Consider the following 23,698-nt stretch of genomic DNA (forward strand, 5'->3'; position numbering starts at 1 on the left):
AGCCAAGCACCTTCTCCACGCCAGTGTGCAGAATTTTCACGGAGACTGGCTTCTCGAGAAATAGATCGACTCCCGCAGCATAAGCCGTCTCGGCATTCTTCTCACCGACCATCCCAGTTACCAGAACGATAACCGTTTTCGGATCGATCCCGTCTACACCTGCTCGGATTCGACGGGTGCATTCCAGTCCGTCCATTACATCCATCTGCCAGTCCATGAAGACGATGTCTGCCCCGCCAGCCTGGAGGGCGGAAATGGCCTCGGCACCATTGGCAGCCGAGACGATCTCCGTAATGCCGAGAGCCCCTAAAACCATATGGATCAGTTCTCTCATCTGGGCATTAGCCGCGAGGCCAATTTTGATCCGCTGACAGACCTGCCCAACCGCCGCCACCTCATTCACAAACTTGAACGGATAATTGAGAAAGCCTCGGAGGAGCGGCGGCAGCTGGCAGTGTTGTTCGTCGATTTGGACCACTTCAAACCCGTCAACGACACTCTTGGGCACCAAATCGGCGATCGGCTCCTGGTTGAGGTCGCCGTCCGCCTGAAATCTTGTGTTAGAGGTTCGGATGTTGTCGCCCGGCTTGGCGGCGACTAGTTTCTGGTGGTGCTTGAAGCAGTCTCATCCCCGGAGTCCACCGCCATGGTCGCCGACAACATCATTACCGCTATCGGCCTGCCCTACACGATCGAGGATCAACAAATCGAAATTGGCGCCAGCATCGGCGTGGCGGTATTTCCAGGCGACGGCACCGATCCCGACACCTTGATCCAACAGGCGGACAAGGCAATGTACGCCGCAAAGGCTAATGGACGAGGCGGGTTCAGCAACGCGACGGCTGCGGGCGCCAGCCTCTGAGTATTCCTGTCCCGCCCATTGACAGAATTGGCTCAGCCTCGGCAGGTTGGCCCCGGTGCTGAGGCTGACCGCTTGCCCCCATATACCCGCCATTCGGCGAGAACGGTTTCTGCGCTCCCGTTGTGCCATGAGCGGTCTCTTGTTCCAGCGACGGCGGATCAGGTGCCTGTCAGGTCAGCTTCCGAGCAGACCCGGTCGCGACCGCTGCTCTTGCCTATGTAGAGGGCCTGATCCGCGCGGTTCAGCAATTGGTCGATATCGTCAGATGGTCCGAGGGTAGCGACACCTATGCTGACAGTCTGTCGCCGGCCAGTGTCGAAGTCATGATCGCGCACCGCCTGGCGGATACGTTCAGCAAGGATCAGGGCCTGATCTAGGTGGGAATCTGGGCATAGTACCACAAGTTCCTCGCCACCCCAGCGGGCAGGCAGGTCGATGGCTCGCACCGAGCGGCGAACGAGATCCGACATGGCGATCAGGACCTTGTCTCCGACCAGATGCCCGAATTCATCGTTTATCCGTTTGAAATGATCGACGTCGATCATGATCAGCGACAGCCCCTGCCCCAGGCGGCGGGCCCTGGCTAATTCGATGGGAAACTGCAGGTTCAATCGGGTCCGGTTGGGCAGGTTGGTCAGGTTGTCGGTCTGGGAGAGCCGGTCCAGTTCCTGGCTCAGCTTGCGCATCCGCCATCCCCAATAGGCCACTATTGCCAGGACGGCGATCAGGCCCAGTGCAATCTTGATGGTCAGGGCATAGTCAATGCCGGTCTGGACTTGAATTGCGACGTGCTGGTTGATGATCTGGCCCCGTTCGGTGGGGGTGATCGTGGCGATGGCCTTGTTCAGGATATCGCGCAGCCTCGGCTGGTCGCGGAGGACGCCGATACGCAGATTGTTTGAGTAATTTGGCATCTGGCCGGCAATTTTGAGATTGAATAGCCCTTCCTTCCGGATGGTGTAGGCCGCGACAATCAGCGAGCGCAGGGTCATCGATGCCTGCCTCGTCGAGACCATATCGATGGCCGACTTCTCACTGTCAGTGATGATTACGCGCAGATTTGGATAGTCCCGACGGATACGTTCTTCCATCGAGGTGCCGCTAGGCAGGGCGATGCTTTCCCCGCTCAGGATCGCCGGATCAATGATGAAAGGATGTTCCTCGCGGGTGATGAAGACGTTGCTGTCGGTGAACAGGGGATCGGTGAACAAGAGCCACTCGTCCCGCTTCGGAGTCTGGTTGAGAAAACTCAGCAAGGTGCACTGACCGGCTTTGGAGGTGGCGATGCTTTCATCCCAATCCGTGGTCGGCACCAACTCCAGGCTCAACCCCGCCCGGCCGGTCACCAGTCGAAGTAGGTCGGCAGCGATGCCTTGATGCTGCCCTGCCGGTGAAATAATCTCGAATGGCTCCCAGTCCGGATCAACGCAAAAACTCACCTTTCCCAGCGAAGCCGCATAGGCGCGGTCGCTATCGGTCAACTCGGCAGCCCCCGCCGACCACGCTGCCGTGCAAAGCAGCCAGACCACAAGCCAGGTGATGGACGAGAGCGAGCGCATGGGCGTCAGTATCCGTATTTCACCACGCCCAGCACCCGCGAGGCGGTTCCGGTTCCGGTTGGGCTGGCGGTGAATGCCTCGTAGCCATATTCGATGCCGACATCCATGGGGGCGATTGGGCTGTAGACGATATTGCCATGGACCGAAGCCAGGCTGCGAATGCCCAAGCCATTGGTGCCGATATTCCGGCTGGCGTTGGCAAATTGGTCATAGCCGACCGCTAGGGTCGAGCGCAGCTTCGGATTCCAATAATGCTTGTAAGCCAAGGAACCGCCAAAGGCATCGAAGGTCTGAAACGACCTGTTGACTACGGCTGCGGAAAGCCCGGTCCCCTGGTTGAGGGCGCCTCCCACGCCGGTTCCATCCACCGTCTGAAGGGTCAGGATGTCGTCACCGAAGGTCTTGATACTCACGCCGCCGAGAAAGCCCCAGACGATCTGGTCGGCCTTGTCGCCAGTCCCGGTGTCTGACCGCAGATAGCGGACCATGCCGCCAAGCGCATAATGCCCCCAAGATTGCCCGGCCGTGTATTTGAGCACAAGATCCGGAGCGGTATTGATCGCCGAAGGGGCGGAATAGTCGGACGTCGGCACTTCGGCGGCCATGTCCAATTTGTCCCGATCGCCGGTCTGAATGGAATATCGAACCTGGGGACGGCGCAGCCAGCTGTAACCGACCGATCCCCCCGCCGATAGCAGGTCCGGCAGGCTGTCCATGTCCATGAAAGTTGACCAGGTCTGCCCGGCCAGCCAATCGGCATTGGCGATATACGCATGACGAAGCCTGAATGTGGGCGAAGCATCTGTCCCCAGATCGAATTCAAGGAACGATTTCATGTCACCGATTTCGGTGTGGCTCAACGTCCCGAAATTAAACCGCGAACCCGAAATGGATCCGTTCAGAGCGCCATTGCGGTTTGCTTTCGCAGTGCCGCGGGCCGGGATGGCGGTGGCGTCGTCCGTTCGTCCTCCCTGGGTCGATTGAACGTCATCCCAAACCTCGGCACGGATAGCTCCTCCAAACTTGACGGCGGTGCTGGTCCCAGGGACCGGGATGTAGCCTTTCGGCCAGGCTGGCTGCTCCTGTGCTTCGGGGGACGCCGGAGCGGCGGTGTTTGTAGGATGGGTGGACTGGGCGGCTGACGAAGTCGCGGTGGAGACTGTTGTATTCGGGGAGCGAGGGGCAGGTTGGCCGCGTTCTGCCTGCAGCTGTACCTGGATGCGGGATAGGGATTCCTGCAACAACCGAACCTGATCTTCCAAATCAGAAATTCGGTCTGCCTTTACCGGTTCTGCATGAATTCCAATTGCGGTTGCAAGCATCAGTATGGAGAGTTTCCGCACCTGCGCCAAAGACAGAAGCCGCATTTTTTCACCCCATGGCCGCTACCGCCCATAGCTCAGGCAGCACTTGCGCTTGAGGAGGTGCCATACTTTGGTGTGGAGGCATATAAACAAAATGTAACAATCTTTTCGGCTGCCCTCATTGTTATACCTCTAAAGGGCAAGAGTCACCTTGTCGGTGACGTCTCATGTGCCGCACAACCCAGGAGAACTAAGCATGGTGACGAAGTTGGAAAAGATTCTCTATACCGCGAAGGCCCACACAACCGGCGGCCGTGACGGCCGCTCGGTCAGCGATGACGGTCTGCTCAACGTCAAGCTAAGCCCCCCCAAGGCTATGGGCGGCGCCGGTGACGCCACCAATCCCGAGCAACTATTCGCCGCCGGTTATTCCGCCTGCTTTATGGGGGCGCTCAAGTTCGTCGCCGGCGGTAAGAAGATCCCCGTGCCCACCGACGCTGCCATCGACGCCAGCGTGTCCATCGGTCCCATTCCACAAGGGTTCGGCATCTCCGCGCAGTTGGTTATCAGCCTGCCAGGCATGGACCGCCAAGTCGCCCAGGAACTGTTGGAGGCGGCTCACCAAGTCTGCCCCTATTCCAACGCCACTCGCGGTAACATCGACGTCGTACTTATCCTCGCCTAATCCAGAGTTAGGCGGGCGGTGGGGCGGTGTGCAACACAACTCACCGCCCTGCCATACGTTCACTGATCGGGGGAGCGGTTGGGCAGAGGCCAAATGTCTTATGTGGGTCACAAAGGGCCGGTTGGGTGGGGCGCGGTGGGTGGCCGCTGTGCCCCCGGCAGCCGCCAGTCATCGGCAACGTCTGCCATGCCGACTGTGGATCATGTCCGGCACTTCGAGACCGACGCCAGGAAGAAGCTCAACGTGCCACCCCGAACATCTCCCGCTGCTGGTTCCATTCCACCGGCATGTCGTCCATCAGGTCGGCCAGTTGCACGGCCCGCATCTGCCGGTCGCCGGGCATGGCTTACACCCCGGCCGCCTTCACGCCGCGCGGGCGAGACGCTGCCTGACCTCCCTGACGAGGGTCCGCACATGATCGACGGAAAGGCGATCCCGCCGCAGAAAGGCATGCATGGTTGGATCGTCGAGGAGATCGTCCAGCGACGGCTCCCATATCCACCGATCAAGCCCGAAGTCTTGCGCCCGCATTTGCCCCTCCCAAGGTCTGCTATTCTTGACGACGGCTGATGTCTACACCGCATCCGCCCGCTCGTCCGTGAACATTTGCACACAATTACTACCCAGCCGACAAAGCCAGGATGGCCAAGCACAATTCAGTTTTCGGCCTTCGGCACGGACCCCAGACGCTGCAGAAATTCAGGCTCGTCGTAATCGCCCATTTCAGGGTCGGCGGTCTGACGGACGACATCCACGCCGGCAACGCTGCCACCCTCCATCATGCGGCTGGCGCGTTGCAGGGCCTGTGGCTCGGTCTTGTAGGAAATGGGGGGCTGAGGTTTCAGTCCACCCCTTTTGCCGAGGATGTACGGCTGGCAGATGAACAAGGTTTCGAGGGCCATGGCGGTATTCCTGCGGCAAGGGCGACTACCGCAGGGTGTTTCTATTTCGTTCTTTTGTCAATATGCATGGTCGCGCCGGGATTCGCGCCCCCGGTCACCGCGCCGTGATCCCGTACCTTTCCCGCTGCCGGTCCCATTCCACCGGCATGTCGTCCATCAGGTTGGCAAGCTGGATTGTCCGCGGCTGGCGTCCATCGAGGATGGTTTCGACGATGTCGGGGGCCAGCAAGGTCAGGCGGTAGATGCGGGTCAGGTAAGACGGATTGATCTTCTCGGCTTCGGACAATTCGTTCAGGGATGCCACCTTCCCGGATTCAAGCATGCGCTTCCAGCGGTGGGCACGGGCCAGCGCCTTCAGCAGCGTGTCGTCGGGGGTGGGTTTGGCGCGCACCGGCACGCCGTCGCCCTCAGGCACGATCACCAGCTTGCGGCCGCCATATCGCCGCAGAGTCAGCGGCACACGGATGGTCAGGGTGTCGATCCGGATGTCGGCGGTCATGCCGCGCTCCTGTCGCCAGTCTGGGCGGTGATGTCGGCGATGACGCTGGCCAACCCCTCGGCGCGGAGGCGGACCTCGGCGCCGTCGGGGGTGATGGACACTTTCTCGACCAGAAGCTGGAGGATGCGGGCCTGCTCGGCCGGGAACAACTCGTCCCAGAGTGCCTCGAAGCGGTCGAGGGCGGCGTGCAGATCGGCCGGGGCCATGGTTGGTGCCATCCGTTCGGCCCGCGCCCGGATCTCGGGGGCGCGCAACAATGCCCGGACCTGTCCGATGACGGCCGCCTCGATCTCACCGGCGGCAATGCTGCGGACCGGGCAGGACTCGTGGCCGGAATGGATCGCCTTCATGCAGGTATAGTACCGGTACAGCCGCCCCTTCTTGCGGGTATGGCTCGGCGTCATGGCCCGGCCACAATGGGCGCATTGGATCAGCCCCTTCAGCGGAGCCGGGGTCGAAGATCGCACCGCGTTGGCCCGCTTGCGGGGAGCATTATCGGTCTTCACCGCCATCACCTTGTCCCAGGTGGCCCGATCGATGATGGCAGGATGCTCACCGGCATGGACTTCGCCCTTGTGGACGGCCTCGCCGAGATAGACCCGGTTGTCGAGCAGCTTGTAGAGGAAGTTCTTGGTGATGGGCGCGCCGTCGCGGTGCTTGCCGTCCTGGGTGGTCCAGGACTTGGTATGGTGACCGGCGGCGTTGAGTTCCTTCACCAGCAGGGTGGCGGAGCCGACCTTGAGGAAGCGGTCGAAGATGTGGCGGACCAGATCGGCCTCTGGCGGGTTGACCACCAGCTTGCGGGCGACGACGTCGTAGCCGAGCGGCGGCACCCCACCCATCCACATGCCCTTGCGGCGGGAGGCGGCGAATTTATCGCGGATGCGCTCGCCGATCACCTCGCGCTCGAACTGGGCGAAGCTGAGCAGGATGTTCAGCGTCAACCGCCCCATGGACGTGGTGGTGTTGAACGACTGCGTTACCGACACGAAGGTGACGGCGTTTCGGTCGAACACCTCGACCAGCTTGGAGAAATCCATCAGCGAGCGCGACAGGCGGTCGATCTTGTAGACCACCACCACGTCGATCAGCCCGGACTCGATGTCGGCCAGCAGACGCTTCAGGGCGGGACGTTCCAGGTTACCGCCGGAGAAGCCTCCATCATCATAGTGATCGGGAACCGGGACCCAGCCCTCGGCCTTCTGGCTGGTGATGTAGGCATCACAGGATTCCCGCTGGGCGTCGAGGCTGTTGAATTCCATCTCCAGCCCCTCTTCCGAGGACTTGCGGGTGTAGATGGCGCAGCGGACCTTGCGGATAGGCTTGGGCGGGTTCATCGGCTGGCCTCCAGCTTGCCGTGTTTCCGAAGTCCGAAAAACAACGGCCCGTTCCAGCGGGTGCCGGTAATGGCGCGGGCCACCGCCGACAGGCTCTGGTAGCGGCGGCCCTGCCATTCGAAGCCATCGGCCAGTGCGGTCACCTCCTGCAGCACGCCTTGCCATTCCCGGATCAGCTTGGTGCCGACGATGGGGGCTGTCATGTCCTTGGGTTTGGGCTTCTTCTTGCCGTCCAACTCATCGACCAGATCGTCGAGGCGGCGTTCGGCCTGGGCCGACAACCCGCCAAAAGCCAGTTCCTGGATCCGGTAGGCCAGTCGCTTGACCAGGAAGGTGCGGTTGTAGGGCGGCGGCTCGGTGCCGGTCAGCTCCCGCCACATCGCCTTCAACTTGGGCGTCGGCAGGGTCGGCAATTCGGCCACCTGGGAAAGGATCGCGGTTGTCATTTACGGGGTCTCCTGCAATTGCGGTCAGACCCATGGACGCTCTGGTTGGCGGTGAAGTCGACGGAACAGTCTCCGGCGTCAGCAGATAAACGAGTGGACTTCCGCGCCATCAGGCGCATGGCCCCGGTCGCCAGAATCTCGGCGATTTCGTCGAGGCGTTCGGCGGCGGTCATGTGGTCGGGATGGAGGGCGATGGACATGGGGCATACCGGGAATGAGGAACGATTAGTGATCATTCCCTTATGACTCGCCGATATGTATTCGGACTATTCCTAATTGTCAAACAGGCGTCGCGAGACCCAGACGATTCGACCGGCAATGCGGATTTCCTCGGCTATACGCTCATAGGGGCTGTAGCGGGAATTGTCGGAGATGATCCGCAGGGTCGGCGATTCGCCGCCGGAGAGGCGCTCCAGCCGCTTGGCCACCAGACCAAATCCGTCATACAGGACGAAGATGCCGGTGGGCCTTGGATTGGTCTGGGTGGTGTCGATCATCACCACGTCGCCGCTCATCAAGGTCGGCTCCATACTGTCGCCGCGCACCCGGATCAGTCTCAAACCGGCGGGCTTGAGGCTTAAGATGTCGCGCAGCCAATGTCGTGGAAAGTACCAGGGCGCTCCCTCCGGCTCGTCATCGACGGCAGCGCCGCCGCCCATATCGGCCTCGACATTGACGAACGGCACCGCTGCGTAATCGCGCTCCGGCATGGCGTCGTCGTCGGGGGCATTGCTCGCTCCTTCACCATAAACCAGGGCCTCCACCGACATTTTCAGTACGGCGGCGACGCGGGACAATTTCTCGCTGGATGGGTCGGCCGACCTCCCACGCAAGATGTCGTAAACGAATGACCGTCCGACGCCGGCAGCCTCGGCGACGTGCAGCGCCTTCATGTGAAGTTCCTTCATGCGGGCGCGCATGCGGTCGGCCAGGGTCTCGGTCATGGGGGCTCCTCGAATTTGTACTTCTCCATAAAATAGGATTCGTCCTAACTGTGTCAAGCTTGATACGCTCCGGCCATCCGATACGAAGGGGGGCCACATGGGCACCAGCAAAGACAATATCGCCAACCACGTCAGCTCGTTCATCGCCGATGTCCAGCAGGAGGTGGATTCCTATCTGGCGGCAACCGGGACGGCACCGACCATGTTCTGCAAGGCAGCGGTCAACGATCCCAATCTGCTGCGCCATATCGAGCAGGGGCGCCGCCGCCTGACCTTCGCCATGGCTGTCCGCCTACGCGATTACCTTTCCGAACAAAAGCACAACATTGACAGTGCCGGTTGCGGGAGGGTCGCCCAATGACAATCCCCAACCGCCCCAGCCTCGGCGATCTGATCGGCATGCCGGTCGGTGATGTCGCCGCCCTGCCGGCCGATATGCTGGCCATGCTCCAGGAAGAGGTCGACGAGTCCCTGCGTCGTGCCAAGGCCGTCAAGGACCGGCTCGATGGAGCGCTGGACAGGAAATACGGCACCATCGCCGCCGAGTTGCGGAGTCGGGAGGGCAAGGACACCGGCACGGTGCGTTTCGATGATGGCGCCGTCACCGTGGCGGTTGATCTGCCCAAGAAGGTGGACTGGGATCAGGAGCAACTGGCGGCCACCGTCGAGCGCATCCGCGTCGCCGGTGACGATCCGGCCGAATACGTCGATCTCGCCTTCAAGGTGCCGGAGCGCAAATACGCCGCCTGGCCAGCCCACATCCGAACTGCCTTCCAGGCCGCCCGCACGGTGAAGACCGGCAAGCCCAGCTTCGTGCTGAAACCCATCACCCCCTGAGACAACGACGGGGCAGCCCGTACCGCAAGGGCGGGCAGGTATCCCTTCGGCGCCCGGTCAAAGCCCCGTCGTCCCCGCTCTGAATTGGAGAATCTCCCCATGGCCGTTCGCATCATCACCGCCGACGAGCGCCTGTCGTCCGCCGCCAACAAGACCTCGGTGGCCATTTTCGGCCCACCTGGAGTCGGCAAAACCTCGCTGCTGAAGACCCTGCCGCCCGCCCACACCGTCTGCCTCGACTTGGAGGCGGGCATGAAGTCGGTCCAGGACTGGTCCGGCGCCAGCATCCCGGTGCGCAGCTTCGGCGACTTCCGGGACTTGGTGGTGCTGATCGGTGGCCCCGATCCGGCGGCCGATCCCAACGCCTATTACAGCGCCCAGCATCACCAGCATGTGCGTTCACTCTATGCCGGATCGGGCGTCGAAGAATTCCTCGCCTCCATGCCGGTGATCTTCGTCGATTCCATCACCGACCTAACTCGCCAGGCCATGGCCTTCGCCAAGCAGCAGCCGGAAGCCTTCTCCGATCGCACCGGCAAGCCTGATATCCGCGGCGCCTATGGCCTGCTGGGCCGGGAAGTCATCCAGGCGCTGAAGCACCTGCAGCACGCGCCGGGCAAGACGGTGATCTTCGTCGGCGTGCTGGAGAAGGTCACCGATGAATTCAACGCCATCAGCTGGCAGCCGCAGATGGAGGGATCGAAGGCGGGGCGCGAACTGCCCGGCATCGTCGATCAGGTCATCTCAATGCACCTGTTCTCCCACGACGCCGACGGCAACTGGGAACTGAACGAGAAGGCCGCCGAGCGCCGCCTCGTTTGCCGCTCCGGCAATTCCTACGGCCTGCCTGCCAAGGACCGCTCCGGCCGCCTGGAGGTGACCGAGCCGCCCGATCTGGGTGCCCTGCTGGCCAAGATCAACCGTATCCCCGCCTGACCGAGAGGAGATTTCCCATGTCCTACGACTTCAACGACGCCCAACCCCAGATGATGCCCCAGGGCGAAGTGATCCCAGACGGCACCTTCGCCAAGATCCGCATGACCATCCGCCCCGGCGGCACCAACGGCTCGGCCCCCATGGATGCCGGCCTGCTCAAGGCCTCGGCCGACAGCGACGCCAAAATGCTCGACTGCGAATTCACCGTGGTCGAGGGGCGGTTCGTGCGCCGCAAGTTCTGGCAGAACTTCACCGTCTCTGGCGGCAAGCTGGACGACAAGGGCCAGAGCAAGGGCTGGAACATCTCGAAGGCATCGTTCCGCGCCATGGTCGATAGCGCCCTGGGCCTCAACCCCAAGGATATGAGCGAGGCGGCCAAGGCCAAGCGGGTGATCCAGGGCTTGAAACAATTGGACGGCATCGTCTTCGTCGCCCGCATCATGGTTGAGCCTCCCTCCGATCCCAAATTCCGCGCCAGGAACAAGCTGGCTAATGTAGTGCTGCCAGGAGAGCCGCAATTCGACGCGGTGATGCGGGGCGAAGAGGTCGAACCCGATCCGGTTGATGCCAAGCCGCAGAAGTCGGCTTCGGGCACGGTGGCGCAGAACGCCCCCGCCTGGGCGGCCGATGCGGCTCCGGCGCCTTCATCCTCGGCTGGCGCGCAACAGCAGGGTGGTGCGTCGTGGACTCAGCAGCCCCCGGCGGCGGCCCCGCCGCAGGCCTCACCGCAGCCGGCGGCCAACGGCCCGGCTTGGCTCAATGGCTGAGGGAGATGCCGCTCGTCCTCGGGCGGGCGGCCCCACCATGACCGATGATGAATGGCAGGCGCATACGACGCGCCAAGCGGCAAAGGCGATCGGCGAATGGCTCGAAGCCCGAGGAAAACTGCACCAGCCCATAAGGGCGCTGGCCATGTGGGAGTTGGAGGCCATGGCCTCCAACGCCATCGGCAACTTCATCGTGCTTGCCTCGCAGCGGATCAAGGCGGAGCCCGATCAGCACCCGGAGCTGACCCGGCTCTTGCTGGGCTGAACCTTTGCGCCATCTGCGGTCGCGAGGCCAGGGGGTTCGGCTATGTCCACCGGCTGCGCCATGACGAATACCCGTTCCACCGCTTCTGCTCAATGCGCTGCCAGCAGGCCGGCGCCAAGATCGCAAGGGACCATAACGGCATGATCGACAAGACCGCCCGAGAAAACCAGGCCATCCGAGATGCCCGCCGTCCCTTCGCCGAGGCACTGACGGCGCTGGCCCTGATGGAGCCGTTCTACCACCGCACTGCCGAGGATATCGACCGCCTGATCGAAGCCGCCGTGACCGGCTATGTCGAGTCCATGCAGCGCCAAGCCGGTGTCAAGGAACGTTCTGGCCTGCCGTTCGACGACGAAATTCCATTTTGAGGCCCGCCATGCTCGATCTCAACACCGGCTCCGGCTGCCAGTACCAGAAACCCGACCGCGATCCCGGTATCACCGTGGCGGTCAACGCCGCCATTGATGCGGCGCTGGTGGTGCGCAATCGAGAGCAGGCCGCCCGCCAGTATGTCAGCACGTCGGGCATCGGCCGCGAATGCCTGCGCCAGATCCAGTACGACTATCTCGCCGTGCCCAAGGACGACGGGCGCGATTTCGAACCCAAGACGCTCCGCATCTTCGAAGCCGGACACCGCGGTGAAGACGTGGTGGCGGCGTGGCTGCGCGCGGCCGAATTCGATCTGCGCACGGAACGCCGTGACGGGCGGCAGTTCGGGTTCTCGGCGCTGGGTGGACGCTTCAAGGGCCACATCGATGGCTGTCTGGTCGGCGGCCCGGTGGCCATGGCCTATCCCGCCCTGTGGGAGAACAAGGCGCTGGGCGTGTCCTCCTGGAAGGACGTGGTGAAACGCGGCGTGGTGCTGTCCAAGCCGGTCTACGCCGCCCAGCTTGCCCTCTACCAGGCCTATATGGATCTGCCGGCCCCGGCGCTGTTCACCGCGCTCAACCGGGATACCTGGGAAATCCACTGCGAGCTGGTGCCGTTCGATGCGGCCCTGGCCCAGATCATGAGCGATCGCGCCGTCCAGGTGGTGCAATCCAGCGACGCCCAGGAATTTCTGCCGCGCGCTGCTGCCGAACGGACCTCGGTGGTCTGCCGCGGCGGCAAGACGGCAGGCGGCTGGCATTCATCCTGCTCGTGGCAGGACCGCTGCTGGGGAGATGCACGATGACGACGCAACATCGCCCCTTGAGCTACGAGATCCTCCAAATTCGCGAGACTGGCGGCCCCCGCACCATCGCCCGGATCTGGTGCGCCGCATGCGGCGACACCCTCGATCTCACCCTCACCGCGAATCGTCACGCCGACAACGTCGAGCGGCGGGCCAAGGCCAAGGGGTGGGACTGCGACAAGAACCGCGCCAGCCGCACCATCTGCCCCGACTGCAAGGCGGCTCCTCCCGCGAGAATTAAGCCGGCCATGCCCGTCGCACCGAAAGCCTGCCGATCCGCCACTGCGGCGAAATCCGCTGTCCCAATCATCAATATGGAGCCACCGATGACCGCCATCACCCCTGCCGTCCGCCCCGCCACCCCCGACGAGCGCATGCGCATCCGCCACAAGCTGGACGGGGTGTTCGACGATGCCAAGGGCATGTACTTGGATGGCTACAGCGACCAGCGCGTGGCCGAGGAACTGAAGCTGCCGCGCAAGATGATCGAGCAGATCCGCGAAGCCGCCTATGGCCCGATCCGCACCGATCCCGAGATCGAGCAACTGCGGACCGACATCACTTCCCTGGTTTCCCAGGCCAGCGCCCTGGCCAACCGGCTGGCCGAGGTCGAGAAGCGTTTCCAGCCCAGATAACCGGGAGCCTGCCCGCGATGACCGACATCACGCCTTCGGATAATCAGGCCCGCGCCATCGTTGCCATCCGCGACTGGTTCCAGAATCGCAGCGATGAGCAGCCGGTGTTCCGGCTGTTCGGCTTTGCCGGCACCGGCAAGTCCACCGTGCTGAAATTCGCCCTCGACGATCTGGGCCTCAGCCCCCATGCCGAGGATAGGCCCGGCGTGGTCACCGCCACCTTCACCGGCAAGGCCGCCTTGGTGCTGCGGCGCAAGGGAACTCCGGCGCGGACCATCCACAGCCTGATCTACAGCGTCATCGAGGCCACCGACGAGGAGATCGAGGAAGCAGGAAAGCGCATCACTCAGGCGGAATTGAATGCCCGTGGGTTGATCGGTTTCGACCGCACCGCCGCCGAGGCCGCCATCGAGGCCATGCGCCAGACGCTACGCGACATGAAGAAACCGCGCTTCGCCCTTAATCCCGACAGCCCTGCCGCCAGCGCCAAGCTGATCGTCTTGGACGAGGTGTCCATGGTCGGAGACGAGATGGCCCGCGACCTGATGAGCTTCGATCGCCCCATCCTGGTGCTGGGCGATCCCGGCCAGTTGCCGCCGATCAAGGGCGAGGGTGCGTTTACCCAGGCGGCCCCCGACATCATGCTGACCGAGATCCACCGCCAGGCCGCCGAGAGCGCAATCATCCGTCTCGCCACCATGGCCCGCGAAGGCCAGCCCATCGGCTTCGGCCAATATGACGACCATGCCTGGAAGATGCGGATGGCCGACGTCACCCCGCAGCAAGCCCTGCGCGGTGGTCAGGTGATCTGCGGCCGCAATACCACCCGGTTCCAGTTGAACAACGCGCTCCGTCGCGCTGCCGGATTCGGCGGATCGTATCTGCCCACTGGCGCCGACGAGAAGGTGATCTGCCTCAAAAATCAGAATGATCTGGGCCTTATCAACGGCATGTTCCTGACTCTTGCTGACATTGTCGACGAGGGCAGCGTTTATTTCTCCGCCACCGTTACCGACGAGGCCGGCACTCCCATTGGCCCGCCAGCCAAGGATGGCAAGCCGGGGCGACTGATGCTCTACAAGGGGCACTTCGAGGATCATGTCGCCCTTGATCCCCACCGCCATGACCGAGACTGGCGGGACAAGAAGAAGCTGACCGAGGCCACTTTTGGTTGGGCGATCACCTGCCACAAGGCGCAGGGCTCCCAATGGGAGAACGTCATCGTCTGGGACGATGGCCTGGGCCGCACAGAGCAGGACCGCCGCCGCTGGCTATACACCGCCATTACTCGTGCAGAAAGGGGGCTGGTGATACTCGCATGATCGACCTCAATGACGTCTGGCAACCGCCTGCCCGTTTTGACCTGCCCGAAATTCGTGGTCGCCTGGCCGCCACGGCACCGGACTGGCTGCCGGGGCTGTTTCCTCAAGGTCGGCTGTCCCCGGATCGCCGGACGCTGCGCTGTGCCGATTTGTCGGGGCGTTCGCCGCGCAAGGACGGCTCGTGCATCATCCATCTTGGCGGTCACCATGCCGGTTGGGGCTTCGACCATGCCACCGGCGAGAGCGCCGGTCCCATCGATCTAATCCACCACGCCACCGGTCTTGCCGACCGCGACCTGTTCGAGGAAGCCGCCCGGCTGGCCCGCATGGATCTGCCCGCCCCGCAACGAGCCATGACGCCCAAGCCGACGCATGACCTGGAAATCGCCCGCATCCTCGGCGGTGTCCGGCCGCTGGTCGGCACCATCGGCGAGATCTATCTCCGCCACCGTGGTGTCGGCGATCCGCGGTCGCCCGATCTGCTGTACCACGACGACCTTCCCGACTTCGACGGACGGCGAGGCTGGCCAGGGCTGGTGGGGATTGTCCGTGACGGTGCCGGCAACCCCATCGGCGGTATCCACCGCACCTTCCTGCTCGACGATGGCAGCGGCAAAGCGCCACCCGGCAAAAAGATGCTGGGATCGGTGGCCGGCGGTTCTGTCCGCTTGTCACCCATTCCCGCCGACGGCCATCTCGGCATCGGCGAGGGCATCGAGACCGCGCTGTCGGCCTGGGCCATCTTCGGCATCCCCACCTGGGCGGCACTGTCGGCGGGCAATCTGCGCGACTGGCAGTGGCCCGAGGGCATCCGGCGCGTCACCATCTTCGCCGATGCCGGTGATGCTGGCATGCAAGCTGCCGCCACCCTGGCCGAGCGGCTCAACGCGGCCGGCATCCCGTCCACCATCGTCGCGCCCCTGCATGGCGACGACGTCAACGACGATCTCGGGAAGGGCGCGGCGGTTGCGCATTATAATGTGCAGCCCGCTGTCGAGGAGGCCCCGCCCACCTTCGAGAGTCTGATGGCGCAGGTGGAATGCCTGCAAGACGGCGATGCCATCGCCCTGGGCCGCCTCTATGCCCAGATCGCCAGCGGCAACCTGGAGATTTTCCAGCAGGACAAGCTGTTCGCCGCCATCAGAAAGCAGGCCGGCATCGGTATCCCCACCTCGCGGCGACAGGTGGCCGCCCTGCGGAAGACGCTGGATGCTGCGGCGGCGGATCACGAGGCCGACGATGTCAGCTTCGACGACGAAGTACGGCAGATGGCCACCCTCTATCCACTGCCCCGAACCGAGGGTGTCGATCTGCGTCTGTGCCGCGCGTCCCGTTCCGGCGAGATCATGGTCCATCGCAACATGGGCAGCGGCAAGGATGGCCGAACCGTGTGGCAGCCGGTTGCCAGCCCGTTCGGCATTCCCTTCCGGCTGCGCTATCTCGACCAGGACGACGCCTACGGTTTGCGGATGGTCATCCGCGATATGCATGGAACTTCTCGGGTGGTGGACTTTCCCCGTTCGGCCATCGCCCAGCAAGGGGCGCAGGAAATCCGCTCCGCCCTTTATGCCGCCGGTCTGCGCACCTGTGCCGACGGCGATCAGGTCGCCGTCATGCTGCTGAAGGCCGTCAATCCCCAGGCAGAGACCCTGGTGGTCAGCCGTCCTGGCTGGCATCGGCTGGAAGGCCGCGATCATCCAGTGTTTGTTACTCCGGCAGGAAAGGCCATCGGCGATGCCTCGGCATTGGAATTGGCAGCCAATGCCCGCACCGAATCCGTCCGCGGCAGCCTCGACGGCTGGAAGGCGGCGGTGGCGGCAGCTGCTTTAGTCCAGGGCTGTCCGCATTTCCTGCTCGGCGTCCTGGCTGGGTTCTCGGGCGTGGTGCAGTCGCTGGCCGGTCTGGACAGTTGCGGCCTCAATCTCAGCGGCCTGTCGTCCAGCGGCAAGACGACGGCGCAGAAGTTGGCGGTCTCCGCCTGGACCTCCACCGGAATCGGTGCCGGGCTGCTGCAATCCATGCGATCGACCGAGAATGCCGTGGAAGTCATCGCGCAAGGAGCCAGCGGCACCGTCCTCGCTCTGGACGAACTGGCCCATGTCGATGGCCGCACCATCGCCAAGCTGATCTATGCCATTGCCGGCGGCCAGGGTAAGGCGCGCATGACGGCAGGCGCCATGCTCAAGCAACGCTATGCCTGGTCGACCTATGCCCTGCTGTCCAGCGAATGCTCCCTGGAGGAAAAGGTGCGGGCCGATGGCGGTGCCTGGATCGCCGGCATGGCGGTGCGCATTGTCGACGTGGACGTCACTGACGTGGATCGCGCCGTTCCAGCCACCACGCTGCGAGCAATTGCCGGGATCGACGAAAACCATGGCCACGCGGGACCGGCTTTCGTCGAGCGGCTCATCGCCACCGGTCTGCACCAGTCCCCCGACACGCTGCGGGACCGCATTCTGGCCGAGGCCCGCAAGTTGGCGGGCGACACCACCGATTCCGCCCGCATCCGTGCCGCCACCTGTCTGGCCCTGCCACTGGTCGCGGGTCAACTGGCCCAGGAATTCGGGTTGCTGCCGACCTTCATCGACATCGAAACCCCTGTGCGCTGGGCATGGAGCCGCTTCCAGAAATCCTCGGATGCCGAGGCGCTGGAGCCTGGGGAACAGGTCGTCTCAATGCTGCGGGCCTGGATCGCCGAACGCTGGGACGTTACCATCAAGGCGGTCGATGCGGGCGAACTCAGCTTCGACCGCAAGGCCAATAACCGCGAAGCCGTGGCATGGTATGACCACGACGCCATTTACATCCCCGCTCACCGTCTGCGTGAGGCAGCGGGCGAGACTCTCAAAGCGGTGCAGATCAGTAAAATCCTGGCCGACCGCGACATGCTGTCGCGCCGCCACAACGATAAGCGGGCCATCGTCCGCTTCGTGCCGGGCATCGGTCGCCTCGACGCCTATGCGCTGAAACGTTCCGAACTCGGTCGCAGCCCTCGTTGGGTCGGCGAAGACGACGACCTATAAGGCTCAGGCCCCTGCCTGCCGTCGCAGGGCGGCACGATATCCCTGCCAGACGATCTGCGCTGCAGCGATGGCCTCCTCGCAGGCACCCCTCCTCACCAGATAGAGCTTCAGGCCCGGCCACGACTGCACGTCGGGGAAATTTCGGTCGCGCCGAGCATCTCCGACGAAATCGCCCTGGGGATTATCCCCGCAGCGTCTTTGCGCGATGTATTCCCGGAACGTCATGGGCCACCTGTACATGATCAGGTGGCCCACGATAATCGTGTCCGATACCGCGATCAATCTCCGTGTTCCCCGAAAGTTCTCATTGGCTGTGTGCGACCTGGGCCACAGGCACCGCCGTTGGGCCACCAGTGGCCACTTTTGTCGATCAGTGGGCCACCTGAAAAGCACCCGGTGGCCCACTAATTTCTCCAGGAAAATCAATGCAATGATCTGGTTGTGGGCCACTGTGGGCCACTTGGGCCACCTGTTCAGCACGATGTAGAGGGATCGGGATAAAAAAATTCAGCGGCACGATGGCTCAGAAAAAATTTTCGAAGTCGCGTGGCGAGCTTATGTTTTTGGAGAAAAGGTGGCCCACAGTGGCCCACTCTCTTTCAATCTATTGTTTTTAAATAACAAAACTGTGGGCCACCTTGGAAAATTGGTGGCCCACTGGGTGGCCCACTCGCAATAAGCGCAATCATCTGGCATCCATAACCCGAGAACGATTCCGATTGCGCCTGAGAATCGCCCCTCGTAGACTCCGCCCTGACCAAAGCCGAAGGCCCACCGATCTTGTGAGCCTTCACCATGACCACCATTCTTGCCCTTGATTTGGGATCGACCGCCGGATGGGCCATACGCCTTGCCGACGGTGTCATTGTCTCCGGCACCATGGAGTTCCGCCCCGGCCGATTCGAGGGCGGAGGAATACGCTTCCTGCGCTTCCGATCCTGGCTGGACCACCTCGAAGCCGGTGCCAAGGGCATCGGCACGGTCTATTTCGAAGAAGTACGCCGCCACGCCGGCACCGACGCCGCACACATCTATGGCGGATTCCTCGCCCATCTCACCGCTTGGTGCGAACTCAAGCACATCCCCTATCAGGGCGTTCCGGTCGGCACCATCAAGCGCCACGCCACCGGCAAGGGCAATGCCAGCAAGGACATGGTGATCTCCGCCATGCAGGCGCGCGGCTTCAATCCCGAGGACGACAACGAGGCCGACGCCCTGGCCATCCTGACCTGGGCCATCGACACCGATGGAGGAGTGCGATGAACTGGCACCCTCCCGGTTACGGTGGCACCCGCCGCGATCCTGAGCAGGTCAAGCGGGACGGCTGGCAGGAACGTGGCGTCCTGGTCATTGCCGAAGACGACCAGCGCCTGTCCTGGCCCGAGCGGGAACTGATCCGCCAGTTGGGCGCCAAGCTGTATGGTCCGCGCCCGGAGGTGTCCTATGGCTGAGATCCATTGGACGCCTTCCCTGGTCGAAGACCGCCTTGCCGAAGCCGCCGACACCCTGCGTCGACTTCCCGAAACCAGAATCCAGGGGCACGCCAGCACCTGGCCACCCTATGTGCAGGAATGCTTGGAATCCACCGAGGTGAAGCTGCGCCGTCCGCCACCCTCCGCCGCCGCCATCACCCGCATGGACGAAGCCTTGCCCTGGTTACGCCACCTCGATCCCACCGACGCCAAGATCATCTGGCTGCGGGCCACCAACGCGCCATGGAAAGTGATCTGCTGGCAGGTCGGCATGACGCGGGCGACCGCTCACCGGCACTGGCTGTTCGCGCTGTGCGTCATGGCCTGGAAGCTGAACGGCAAGCGCATCCCTCGTCACATTTCCAAGGTCGATCTGATCGCCCGCACCAAGGCGGCGGAGGAAAGCGAAAAGTGTATCGATACATCGCAGGGCGCGACAGTGATGGCCAGTTTGGGATAGATGTAAGTCCAGGCTCGCGGAACGGGCGGCGGCGACGATCACTAAATGATCCGCCGCCCAGAGCGGGCGAAAGATTAGAACACCGTACCGTGGAGAATTGGTTCCTCCCCGGCACCTTTCGCTATGCGGGGGGCATCAGCGCCGAATATCGCTAGCGACAGCCGAAAATTCTGGGTTTCCACTTAGGTTTCCAGTTTCCACCCCGTGAGGCGCGCAAGGCCATGGCCAGCGCGCCTTTCGCGTTTCCGGGCGACCTGGAAGCCGGGGCGGAAACCACCCTGGAAACCTGACCGGGTTTCCACCTGTCGGTTTCCAGTTTCCACCAGCCCAGGTTTCCACCTCCATGCAGCTTGCTCTTCCCGAGCCGGTCCCACCGGCCATCGGCGCGATGTCGTGCGCCTTGGCCGCCGAAGGGCTGGTCTATGGCAGCGTGTGCAGCGGGATCGAGGCGGCGACGGTGGCGTGGGAGCCGCTGGGCTGGCGGCCTGCCTTCTTCGCCGAGATCGAACCCTTCCCGTCCGCCGTGCTGGCCCACCATTACCCCTATGTTCCCAACCTGGGCGACATGACCGCCATCGACGGTCGGGCCTGGCGGGGCAAGATCGACGTGCTGGTGGGCGGCACGCCCTGTCAGGCGTTCTCGGTGGCGGGCCTGCGCAAGTCGCTCGACGATGCGCGCGGCAACCTTGCCCTCACATTCGTGGAACTCGCCGATGCCATCGACCCAGCTTGGATTGTTTGGGAGAACGTCCCCGGCGTCCTGTCCACCCGCGACAACGCCTTCGGATGCCTTCTGGGCGGACTGGCCGGCGAAGATGGTCCGGTTGTCCCGCCAGGGGGCAAATGGACGGACGCTGGTGTTGTCTTTGGACCCACGCGCACAGTCGCGTGGCGGGTGCTCGACGCCCAATATTTCGGCTTGGCCCAACGCCGCCGCCGTGTGTTCGTTGTGGCAGGTCCTCGAGACCGGGCCGATCCCGTCGCGGTACTTTTTGAGCGCCAAGGCGTGCGCCGGGATCATCCGCCGAGCCGAGAAGCGGGGCAAGGCATTGCCCCGACAATTAGCGCACGCACTCGCGGCGGTGGCGGGCTCGGTACCGATTTCGACATCGACGGCGGACTAATCGCCGAGGCCTTCGGCGGCAACAACACCTCCGGTCCCATCGAGGTGGCCACCGCGCTCAATGCCTGCCATTCCGCCAGTGGCCGGATGGATTTCGAGTCCGAGACCTTCGTTGCCACCACATTGCGCGCTCGCGATATGTCCCGTGGCGTCGATAGCGATTGCACCGACACGCTGATCGCCCATTCGCTTCGCGGCGAGGGCTTCGACGCCTCGGAAGACGGCACCGGACGCGGCACGCCGCTGGTGCCGGTCACCATCGCCATTCCGATCCAGGAAGCCGGTGCCCGCACGGGCGTCAGCACCACCGATCCCCGTGCCGGAATCGGCATCGGCTGTGATGGCGATCCCATGTTCACCTTGCAGGCGGGCAAGCAGCACGCCGTGGCGTTCACCCAGAATCAACGGAACGAGATCCGTCACCTGACAATTGCCGGTGCCCTGGCCGCCGAGCCGGGAACCAAGCAGCAGACCTATGTCGCTTTCGACTGCAAGGCCGGCACTGGGTTCCAGACGGTCGAGGCCGATGGCGTCACCCCGACGCTCCGGGCGATGAATGCCCAAGGCAGGGAGAATGCCGGTGGCCAGTTGGCGATCCAGCACGACATGGCGGTGCGCCGCCTGACTCCCCGCGAATGCGAGCGGCTGCAAGGCTTTCCCGACGATTACACCGGCATCCCTTGGCGCGGTAAGCCGGCGGATCGGTGCCCCGATGGCCCCCGGTATCGGGGCCTGGGGAATTCCATGGCCACCACCGTCATGAATTGGCTGGGGCGCCGCATCCAGGCCGCCGGGACTCGATGATGGCCCGCAATCCCTATCGCCTCGACGGCCCGGCGCTGGTGTCGTTCTCGGGCGGGCGGACTTCGGGGTTCATGCTGCGCCAGATCCTGGACGCCTATGACGGCCAACTGCCCGCCGACATCCATGTGGTGTTCTTCAACACCGGCCGCGAGTTCGAGCAGACGCTGCGCTTCGTCCACGAATGCTCGGTGCGCTGGCAGGTCGCCATAACCTGGCTGGAATTCGATCCCGCCGAGCCGTTTGACACCAGCGTGGTGGGCTACAACAGCGCGTCGCGTGATGGCGAGCCCTTCGCCAAGGTGATCCGGGTCCGGGGCTTTCTGCCCAATCCGACCATGCGGCTCTGCACCCATTACCTCAAGGTCAAGCGCGGCATCGCCTTCATGCGCGACATCATGGGCTACGAGGAATGGGTCAATGTGGTCGGCCTGCGCCATGACGAACCGCGCCGGGTTGCCCGCCAGAAGGCCATGAACGAAGCCGACAAGGAACGCTTCGAGACGGTGCTGCCGCTCGACGCCGCCAAGGTGAATCGCCGCGACGTGTCGGCGTTCTGGAAGCGCCAGCCCTTCGATCTCGGCTTGCCCGACAACAACGGCAAGACGCCGCTGGGCAATTGCGACCTCTGCTTCATGAAAGGGGCCGTGACCATCAAGGGGATCATGCGGCTGTTCCCCGACCGGGCCAAATGGTGGATCGACCAGGAGCGTAATGCTCCGGCGCTCGGCACCCTGACCAAACCGGAAATGGCGCTGTTCCGCGCCGACCGGCCCAGCTACCGCGAACTGCTCAATTTCGTCCGCCGCCAGCGGGATTTCGAGGGCGGCCCATCCGATGACTGCCTGCCCTGCGACTGCACGGACTGATCATGACCCATCCGTTTCCCGAAACGGTCGAGGCTTGGCCCATCGACCGGCTGATCCCCTATGGCCGCAATGCGCGGACCCATTCGGATGGCCAGGTGGCCCAGATCGCCGCCAGCATCGTTGAATTCGGCTGGACCAACCCGGTTCTGGCCGACAGCCAGGGCAACGTCATCGCCGGGCATGGCCGGCTGGCCGCCGCCAAGTCGCTGGGCCTGGACACCGTGCCGGTGGTGCTGCTCGATCACCTCACCGAGGCCCAACGGCGGGCCTATATCCTGGCCGACAACAAACTGGCGCTCAATGCTGGCTGGGATGAGGAGACCCTGGCGGCCGAACTGCACGCGCTGAACGGCGACGGCTACGATCTGGGCATCATCGGCTTCTCCGACGAGGAGTTGGAGGCGCTGATGGCCCCTCTTGATGACGAGGATACGGGCCAGGGCGACGGCGCGGGCGAGGATGAGGCGCCGGAACCGCCCGCCGATCCGGTGACGCGGCCGGGTGATCTGTGGATTTTGGGCCAGCATCGCCTGCTTTGCGGCGATTCCACCGTGGTGACCGATGTGGATCGCCTGCTGGGCGGGGCAAAACCCCATCTTCTGGTCAGCGATCCGCCCTATGGGGTCGAATATGCCCCGGAATGGCGCAATGAGGCTGGAGTTTCGACCACTACCCGCACAGGCAAGGTCGCCAACGATGATCGTGCCGACTGGCGCGAAGCCTGGGCGCTGTTTCCCGGCGAAGTTGCCTATGTCTGGCATGCCGGTATCCATGCCGGCGTGGTGGCCGAGTCGCTGCGGGCCTGTGACTTCGAGATCCGGTCGCAGATCATCTGGTCGAAGCCGCGTTTCGTCCTCAGCCGGGGCCATTACCACTGGCAGCACGAGCCCTGCTGGTACGCGGTGCGCAAGACCGCCACCGGCCATTGGCAGGGAGCGCGGGATCAGGCCACCGTGTGGGCCATCGGCTCGGGCGGGGACGAAGACGAGGCCACAGTCCACGGTACCCAGAAGCCGGTGGAATGCATGCGTCGGCCGATGATCAACAACAGCGCCGAGGGTGACGGGGTCTACGAACCCTTCGCCGGCAGCGGTACCACGGTGATTGCCGCCGAGACCACCGGGCGGGTCTGCTTCGCCATGGAATTGAACCCCGCCTATGCCGATGTGACCGTCGGCCGCTGGCAGAAGATGACCGGACAGAAGGCCATTCTGGATGGCGACGGTCGGTGCTTCGAGGAGATTGCTGCCGGGAAAGCGGTCAGCGCCGGGTGATCCGGCGCAGGGAATGCTGGTACTTGGCGTCGGTGGGCTTCCATTTCAGCGGCTTGCAACCGAGCCGCAGATCACGGTTCCAGAATTCCAGGATCTGCTGGTTGGAATAGTCCCGGCCCCGGAAGTACTCGAAGTCGGTCTGCGACCATTGCGGATGTGCCTTTAGCAAGGCGCTTGGGCGAACGGTCAACCGGGCCGCCAT

The 23,698-nt window shown here is 63.5% G+C and carries 29 protein-coding genes and 1 pseudogene; 18 read left to right on the top strand and 12 right to left on the bottom strand.

What is annotated here, in order from left to right; all coding sequences use genetic code 11:
- A partial coding sequence (locus tag H261_RS10645; RefSeq protein ID WP_235062912.1) for a response regulator occupies window positions 1-508 on the bottom strand: 508 nt, incomplete at its 3' end.
- On the opposite strand from H261_RS10645, the pseudogene H261_RS26040 reads away from it, so the two are divergent.
- Window positions 398-862: pseudogene (locus H261_RS26040) on the top strand (diguanylate cyclase domain-containing protein). The gene H261_RS10645 and the pseudogene H261_RS26040 overlap by 111 nt on opposite strands.
- Before the next feature lie 158 nt (window positions 863-1,020).
- Here the strand turns inward: H261_RS26040 and H261_RS10655 are convergent.
- Together H261_RS10655 and H261_RS24805 are read right to left on the bottom strand one after the other, a co-directional pair.
- The gene (locus tag H261_RS10655) at window positions 1,021-2,421 is read right to left on the bottom strand and encodes a diguanylate cyclase (RefSeq protein ID WP_008617241.1); all 1,401 of its coding nucleotides are present in this window, start codon (window positions 2,419-2,421) and stop codon (window positions 1,021-1,023) included.
- A 5-nt stretch (window positions 2,422-2,426) separates the two neighbouring features.
- A complete protein-coding gene (locus tag H261_RS24805) occupies window positions 2,427-3,788 on the bottom strand; it encodes a DcaP family trimeric outer membrane transporter (protein WP_152426822.1) in 1,362 nt (453 codons plus the stop codon).
- Between the two features lie 193 nt (window positions 3,789-3,981).
- Here H261_RS24805 and H261_RS10665 point away from each other — a divergent pair, with 193 nt between their 5' ends.
- Window positions 3,982-4,410 carry an organic hydroperoxide resistance protein gene (locus H261_RS10665; RefSeq protein ID WP_040476234.1) on the top strand — a complete coding sequence of 143 codons (429 nt, stop codon included), beginning with the start codon at window positions 3,982-3,984 and terminating at the stop codon, window positions 4,408-4,410.
- A gap of 363 nt (window positions 4,411-4,773) precedes the next feature.
- Here the strand turns inward: H261_RS10665 and H261_RS25430 are convergent, their stop codons facing one another.
- The 7 genes from H261_RS25430 to H261_RS10695 all read right to left on the bottom strand — a co-directional run bounded on the left by H261_RS25430 (window position 4,774) and on the right by H261_RS10695 (window position 8,538).
- A complete protein-coding gene (locus H261_RS25430; protein ID WP_024080711.1) occupies window positions 4,774-4,941 on the bottom strand; it encodes a hypothetical protein in 168 nt (55 codons plus the stop codon).
- 125 nt (window positions 4,942-5,066) lie between these two features.
- Window positions 5,067-5,312, bottom strand: coding sequence for a hypothetical protein (locus H261_RS10670; protein ID WP_008615258.1), 246 nt, complete (start codon window positions 5,310-5,312; stop codon window positions 5,067-5,069).
- A 94-nt stretch (window positions 5,313-5,406) separates the two neighbouring features.
- Complete coding sequence (locus H261_RS10675; protein WP_008617245.1) at window positions 5,407-5,811, bottom strand: hypothetical protein; 405 nt, start codon at window positions 5,809-5,811, stop codon at window positions 5,407-5,409.
- Window positions 5,808-7,148 carry a recombinase family protein gene (locus H261_RS10680; protein ID WP_008617247.1) on the bottom strand — a complete coding sequence of 447 codons (1,341 nt, stop codon included), beginning with the start codon at window positions 7,146-7,148 and terminating at the stop codon, window positions 5,808-5,810. The genes H261_RS10675 and H261_RS10680 overlap by 4 nt, the downstream gene beginning before the upstream one ends.
- Window positions 7,145-7,594, bottom strand: a complete 450-nt coding sequence (locus tag H261_RS10685) for a DUF2924 domain-containing protein (RefSeq protein WP_008617249.1) — start codon at window positions 7,592-7,594, stop codon at window positions 7,145-7,147. Before H261_RS10685 ends, H261_RS10680 begins: the two co-directional genes overlap by 4 nt.
- A complete protein-coding gene (locus H261_RS10690) occupies window positions 7,591-7,794 on the bottom strand; it encodes a hypothetical protein (protein ID WP_008617251.1) in 204 nt (67 codons plus the stop codon). Before H261_RS10690 ends, H261_RS10685 begins: the two co-directional genes overlap by 4 nt.
- A 72-nt stretch (window positions 7,795-7,866) precedes the next feature.
- Window positions 7,867-8,538, bottom strand: a complete 672-nt coding sequence (locus H261_RS10695; protein WP_008617259.1) for a S24 family peptidase — start codon at window positions 8,536-8,538, stop codon at window positions 7,867-7,869.
- A 97-nt stretch (window positions 8,539-8,635) separates the two neighbouring features.
- On the opposite strand from H261_RS10695, the gene H261_RS10700 reads away from it, so the two are divergent.
- From H261_RS10700 to H261_RS23315, 10 genes are all read left to right on the top strand, one after another.
- Window positions 8,636-8,899 carry a hypothetical protein gene (locus H261_RS10700; protein WP_008617270.1) on the top strand — a complete coding sequence of 88 codons (264 nt, stop codon included), beginning with the start codon at window positions 8,636-8,638 and terminating at the stop codon, window positions 8,897-8,899.
- Window positions 8,896-9,375 (top strand): hypothetical protein, encoded by a 480-nt coding sequence (locus H261_RS10705; RefSeq protein ID WP_008617272.1) that lies wholly within the window; start codon window positions 8,896-8,898, stop codon window positions 9,373-9,375. Before H261_RS10700 ends, H261_RS10705 begins: the two co-directional genes overlap by 4 nt.
- A gap of 99 nt (window positions 9,376-9,474) precedes the next feature.
- Complete coding sequence (locus H261_RS10710; protein ID WP_008617274.1) at window positions 9,475-10,311, top strand: ATP-binding protein; 837 nt, start codon at window positions 9,475-9,477, stop codon at window positions 10,309-10,311.
- A gap of 17 nt (window positions 10,312-10,328) precedes the next feature.
- Complete coding sequence (locus H261_RS10715) at window positions 10,329-11,078, top strand: hypothetical protein (protein WP_008617276.1); 750 nt, start codon at window positions 10,329-10,331, stop codon at window positions 11,076-11,078.
- 37 nt (window positions 11,079-11,115) lie between these two features.
- A complete protein-coding gene (locus H261_RS10720; RefSeq protein ID WP_008617285.1) occupies window positions 11,116-11,343 on the top strand; it encodes a hypothetical protein in 228 nt (75 codons plus the stop codon).
- A 140-nt stretch (window positions 11,344-11,483) separates the two neighbouring features.
- The gene (locus H261_RS26045) at window positions 11,484-11,711 is read left to right on the top strand and encodes a DUF6511 domain-containing protein (protein WP_235062913.1); all 228 of its coding nucleotides are present in this window, start codon (window positions 11,484-11,486) and stop codon (window positions 11,709-11,711) included.
- Between the two features lie 8 nt (window positions 11,712-11,719).
- Window positions 11,720-12,517, top strand: a complete 798-nt coding sequence (locus tag H261_RS10730) for a hypothetical protein (RefSeq protein WP_008617320.1) — start codon at window positions 11,720-11,722, stop codon at window positions 12,515-12,517.
- The gene (locus tag H261_RS24810) at window positions 12,514-13,152 is read left to right on the top strand and encodes a hypothetical protein (protein WP_152426824.1); all 639 of its coding nucleotides are present in this window, start codon (window positions 12,514-12,516) and stop codon (window positions 13,150-13,152) included. Before H261_RS10730 ends, H261_RS24810 begins: the two co-directional genes overlap by 4 nt.
- A gap of 17 nt (window positions 13,153-13,169) precedes the next feature.
- Complete coding sequence (locus H261_RS10745) at window positions 13,170-14,474, top strand: ATP-dependent DNA helicase (RefSeq protein WP_008617326.1); 1,305 nt, start codon at window positions 13,170-13,172, stop codon at window positions 14,472-14,474.
- Window positions 14,471-17,497 carry a DUF927 domain-containing protein gene (locus H261_RS23315; RefSeq protein WP_081608901.1) on the top strand — a complete coding sequence of 1,009 codons (3,027 nt, stop codon included), beginning with the start codon at window positions 14,471-14,473 and terminating at the stop codon, window positions 17,495-17,497. Before H261_RS10745 ends, H261_RS23315 begins: the two co-directional genes overlap by 4 nt.
- A 3-nt stretch (window positions 17,498-17,500) precedes the next feature.
- On the opposite strand, the gene H261_RS24815 is transcribed toward H261_RS23315, so the two are convergent.
- Entirely contained in the window at window positions 17,501-17,779 is a 279-nt protein-coding gene (locus H261_RS24815) for a YozE family protein (RefSeq protein WP_008617330.1), read from the bottom strand.
- Window positions 17,780-18,292: 513 nt separating this feature from the next.
- Here H261_RS24815 and H261_RS10760 point away from each other — a divergent pair.
- The 6 genes from H261_RS10760 to H261_RS10785 all read left to right on the top strand — a co-directional run bounded on the left by H261_RS10760 (window position 18,293) and on the right by H261_RS10785 (window position 23,496).
- A complete protein-coding gene (locus H261_RS10760) occupies window positions 18,293-18,760 on the top strand; it encodes a crossover junction endodeoxyribonuclease RuvC (RefSeq protein ID WP_008617337.1) in 468 nt (155 codons plus the stop codon).
- Window positions 18,757-18,948 (top strand): hypothetical protein, encoded by a 192-nt coding sequence (locus H261_RS10765; RefSeq protein ID WP_008617339.1) that lies wholly within the window; start codon window positions 18,757-18,759, stop codon window positions 18,946-18,948. The genes H261_RS10760 and H261_RS10765 overlap by 4 nt, the downstream gene beginning before the upstream one ends.
- On the top strand, window positions 18,941-19,429 hold the full coding sequence (locus H261_RS10770) for a DUF6362 family protein (protein ID WP_008617340.1): 489 nt from the start codon (window positions 18,941-18,943) through the stop codon (window positions 19,427-19,429). The genes H261_RS10765 and H261_RS10770 overlap by 8 nt, the downstream gene beginning before the upstream one ends.
- A 343-nt stretch (window positions 19,430-19,772) precedes the next feature.
- Entirely contained in the window at window positions 19,773-21,356 is a 1,584-nt protein-coding gene (locus H261_RS10775) for a DNA cytosine methyltransferase (protein ID WP_052004220.1), read from the top strand.
- Window positions 21,353-22,222 carry a phosphoadenosine phosphosulfate reductase domain-containing protein gene (locus H261_RS10780; RefSeq protein WP_008617342.1) on the top strand — a complete coding sequence of 290 codons (870 nt, stop codon included), beginning with the start codon at window positions 21,353-21,355 and terminating at the stop codon, window positions 22,220-22,222. Before H261_RS10775 ends, H261_RS10780 begins: the two co-directional genes overlap by 4 nt.
- A 2-nt stretch (window positions 22,223-22,224) precedes the next feature.
- Entirely contained in the window at window positions 22,225-23,496 is a 1,272-nt protein-coding gene (locus H261_RS10785) for a site-specific DNA-methyltransferase (RefSeq protein ID WP_008617343.1), read from the top strand.
- On the opposite strand, the gene H261_RS10790 is transcribed toward H261_RS10785, so the two are convergent.
- Window positions 23,483-23,698, bottom strand: a complete 216-nt coding sequence (locus tag H261_RS10790) for a hypothetical protein (RefSeq protein WP_040476236.1) — start codon at window positions 23,696-23,698, stop codon at window positions 23,483-23,485. The two genes, H261_RS10785 and H261_RS10790, sit on opposite strands and share 14 nt — an antisense overlap.

The organism is Paramagnetospirillum caucaseum (genome assembly GCF_000342045.1).
Classification (GTDB): domain Bacteria; phylum Pseudomonadota; class Alphaproteobacteria; order Rhodospirillales; family Magnetospirillaceae; genus Phaeospirillum; species Phaeospirillum caucaseum.

Excerpts from the sequence above, each read along its gene's own strand:
- H261_RS10765 (WP_008617339.1), top strand. The coding sequence starts at position 18,757 with ATGAACTGGCACCCTCCCGGTTACGGTGGCACCCGCCGCGATCCTGAG.
- H261_RS10730 (WP_008617320.1), top strand. The coding sequence starts at position 11,720 with ATGCTCGATCTCAACACCGGCTCCGGCTGCCAGTACCAGAAACCCGAC.
- H261_RS25430 (WP_024080711.1), bottom strand. The coding sequence starts at position 4,941 with ATGCGGGCGCAAGACTTCGGGCTTGATCGGTGGATATGGGAGCCGTCG.
- H261_RS10675 (WP_008617245.1), bottom strand. The coding sequence starts at position 5,811 with ATGACCGCCGACATCCGGATCGACACCCTGACCATCCGTGTGCCGCTG.
- H261_RS10695 (WP_008617259.1), bottom strand. The coding sequence starts at position 8,538 with ATGACCGAGACCCTGGCCGACCGCATGCGCGCCCGCATGAAGGAACTT.
- H261_RS23315 (WP_081608901.1), top strand. The coding sequence starts at position 14,471 with ATGATCGACCTCAATGACGTCTGGCAACCGCCTGCCCGTTTTGACCTG.
- H261_RS10685 (WP_008617249.1), bottom strand. The coding sequence starts at position 7,594 with ATGACAACCGCGATCCTTTCCCAGGTGGCCGAATTGCCGACCCTGCCG.
- H261_RS10705 (WP_008617272.1), top strand. The coding sequence starts at position 8,896 with ATGACAATCCCCAACCGCCCCAGCCTCGGCGATCTGATCGGCATGCCG.
- H261_RS10665 (WP_040476234.1), top strand. The coding sequence starts at position 3,982 with ATGGTGACGAAGTTGGAAAAGATTCTCTATACCGCGAAGGCCCACACA.
- H261_RS10775 (WP_052004220.1), top strand. The coding sequence starts at position 19,773 with ATGCAGCTTGCTCTTCCCGAGCCGGTCCCACCGGCCATCGGCGCGATG.
- H261_RS24805 (WP_152426822.1), bottom strand. The coding sequence starts at position 3,788 with ATGCGGCTTCTGTCTTTGGCGCAGGTGCGGAAACTCTCCATACTGATG.
- H261_RS10770 (WP_008617340.1), top strand. The coding sequence starts at position 18,941 with ATGGCTGAGATCCATTGGACGCCTTCCCTGGTCGAAGACCGCCTTGCC.
- H261_RS10745 (WP_008617326.1), top strand. The coding sequence starts at position 13,170 with ATGACCGACATCACGCCTTCGGATAATCAGGCCCGCGCCATCGTTGCC.
- H261_RS10780 (WP_008617342.1), top strand. The coding sequence starts at position 21,353 with ATGATGGCCCGCAATCCCTATCGCCTCGACGGCCCGGCGCTGGTGTCG.
- H261_RS10760 (WP_008617337.1), top strand. The coding sequence starts at position 18,293 with ATGACCACCATTCTTGCCCTTGATTTGGGATCGACCGCCGGATGGGCC.
- H261_RS10785 (WP_008617343.1), top strand. The coding sequence starts at position 22,225 with ATGACCCATCCGTTTCCCGAAACGGTCGAGGCTTGGCCCATCGACCGG.
- H261_RS10680 (WP_008617247.1), bottom strand. The coding sequence starts at position 7,148 with ATGAACCCGCCCAAGCCTATCCGCAAGGTCCGCTGCGCCATCTACACC.
- H261_RS10720 (WP_008617285.1), top strand. The coding sequence starts at position 11,116 with ATGACCGATGATGAATGGCAGGCGCATACGACGCGCCAAGCGGCAAAG.
- H261_RS10790 (WP_040476236.1), bottom strand. The coding sequence starts at position 23,698 with ATGGCGGCCCGGTTGACCGTTCGCCCAAGCGCCTTGCTAAAGGCACAT.
- H261_RS24810 (WP_152426824.1), top strand. The coding sequence starts at position 12,514 with ATGACGACGCAACATCGCCCCTTGAGCTACGAGATCCTCCAAATTCGC.
- H261_RS10670 (WP_008615258.1), bottom strand. The coding sequence starts at position 5,312 with ATGGCCCTCGAAACCTTGTTCATCTGCCAGCCGTACATCCTCGGCAAA.
- H261_RS26045 (WP_235062913.1), top strand. The coding sequence starts at position 11,484 with ATGATCGACAAGACCGCCCGAGAAAACCAGGCCATCCGAGATGCCCGC.
- H261_RS10655 (WP_008617241.1), bottom strand. The coding sequence starts at position 2,421 with ATGCGCTCGCTCTCGTCCATCACCTGGCTTGTGGTCTGGCTGCTTTGC.
- H261_RS10700 (WP_008617270.1), top strand. The coding sequence starts at position 8,636 with ATGGGCACCAGCAAAGACAATATCGCCAACCACGTCAGCTCGTTCATC.
- H261_RS10715 (WP_008617276.1), top strand. The coding sequence starts at position 10,329 with ATGTCCTACGACTTCAACGACGCCCAACCCCAGATGATGCCCCAGGGC.
- H261_RS10710 (WP_008617274.1), top strand. The coding sequence starts at position 9,475 with ATGGCCGTTCGCATCATCACCGCCGACGAGCGCCTGTCGTCCGCCGCC.
- H261_RS10690 (WP_008617251.1), bottom strand. The coding sequence starts at position 7,794 with ATGTCCATCGCCCTCCATCCCGACCACATGACCGCCGCCGAACGCCTC.